Below are 1,569 nucleotides of genomic sequence, written 5' to 3'. Positions count from 1 at the left end.
TGACCGAGCGTCTGGAGGCGCGCGTAGATGAACGGCTTGAACAGCTCAAGCGCCATCTTCTTCGGCAAGCCGCACTGATGGAGCTTCAGCTCGGGACCGACGACGATGACCGAACGGCCCGAGTAATCGACGCGCTTACCGAGCAGGTTCTGACGGAAGCGGCCCTGCTTGCCTTTCAGCATGTCGGCGAGCGACTTCAACGGACGCGTGTTGGCGCCCGTGATGACGCGACCGCGGCGGCCGTTGTCGAACAGGGCGTCGACCGACTCCTGCAACATGCGCTTTTCGTTGCGGATGATGATGTCGGGCGCGCGCAGTTCCATAAGCCGCTTGAGGCGGTTGTTACGGTTGATGACACGGCGATAGAGGTCGTTGAGATCCGAAGTCGCGAAGCGGCCGCCGTCGAGCGGCACGAGGGGGCGCAACTCGGGCGGGATCACCGGCACGACGGTCAGGATCATCCACTCGGGCTTGTTGCCGCTCTCGATGAAGCTCTCGATCACCTTGAGACGCTTGCCGAGCTTCTTGGGCTTGAGTTCGGTCGTGGCCTCGGCGATCTCCTGGCGCAGATCATCGCGGATCTTCGGCAGATCCATGCCGGTCATCAGTTCGCGAATAGCCTCGGCGCCGATGCCGGCGGTGAAGCTGTCAGCACCGTGCTCCTCGACTGCCTGGTTGAACTGGTCCTCGGTCAGGAGCTGCTTCTCCTTGAAGGGGGAGATGCCGGGCTCGGTGACGATGTAGTTTTCGAAATAAAGGACGCGCTCGAGATCCTTCAGCGTCATGTCGAGCAGAAGGCCGATGCGCGAGGGCAGCGACTTCAGGAACCAGATGTGGGCAACGGGGGCTGCCAGCTCGATGTGGCCCATGCGCTCGCGGCGCACCTTGGCAAGCGTCACCTCGACGCCGCACTTCTCGCAGATCAGGCCCTTGTACTTCATGCGCTTGTACTTGCCGCACAAGCACTCGTAATCCTTGATGGGTCCGAAGATGCGGGCGCAGAACAAGCCGTCGCGCTCCGGCTTGAACGTGCGGTAGTTGATCGTCTCCGGCTTCTTGATCTCGCCGAAGGACCACGAATGGATGTCGTCGGGCGAGGCGATCGAGATCTTGATCTCGTCGAAGGTCGGGACCGACTGCTGGGTCTTGAAGAGGTTGGTGATCTCGTTCATCGGCTCTCTCCAGGGATCAGCGGTGGGTGGGGCCCGCGATCCTCAAAATTCTTGCAGTGTTACCCTTCCCCCCATCTTGGCGAAGCCAAGCTCCGCTTGGACTGGGGAAGGGTTAGAGGTGGGGGGAGCCCGGCCGGCTTTCGCCAGGAGCTCCCCCTTCCAGACTATGTTTACTCGGCGGCGGCTGGCGGAAGCCGCGGACGCTCAGGCGAGGCTTCGGGCGGCGCCTCGACGGCGGGCACTTCGGAATTCAAGAGCTCGACATTGAGGCCGAGCGCCCGCATTTCCTTGACCAACACGTTGAAGCTTTCCGGAACACCCGCCTCGAAGGCGTCGTCGCCACGGACGATCGCCTCGTAGACCTTGGTGCGGCCCGCGACGTCGTCCGACTTGACGG

Annotated in this window: 1 protein-coding gene and 1 pseudogene; both read right to left on the bottom strand. The window is 62.5% G+C overall.

What is annotated here, in order from left to right; all coding sequences use genetic code 11:
• Window positions 1-1,172: pseudogene (locus tag Q8O26_RS11955) on the bottom strand (DNA-directed RNA polymerase subunit beta'); the annotation flags it as partial.
• A gap of 170 nt (window positions 1,173-1,342) precedes the next feature.
• Window positions 1,343-1,569: hypothetical protein (locus Q8O26_RS11950; RefSeq protein ID WP_305575851.1), on the bottom strand; the 227-nt coding region annotated here is incomplete at its 5' end.

This window comes from Phreatobacter sp. (assembly GCF_030691135.1).
Taxonomy (GTDB): Bacteria; Pseudomonadota; Alphaproteobacteria; order Rhizobiales; family Phreatobacteraceae; genus Phreatobacter.
The sequence above is the reverse complement of the archived record's forward strand: the minus strand, read 5'-3'. Positions and strand labels throughout refer to the sequence as shown.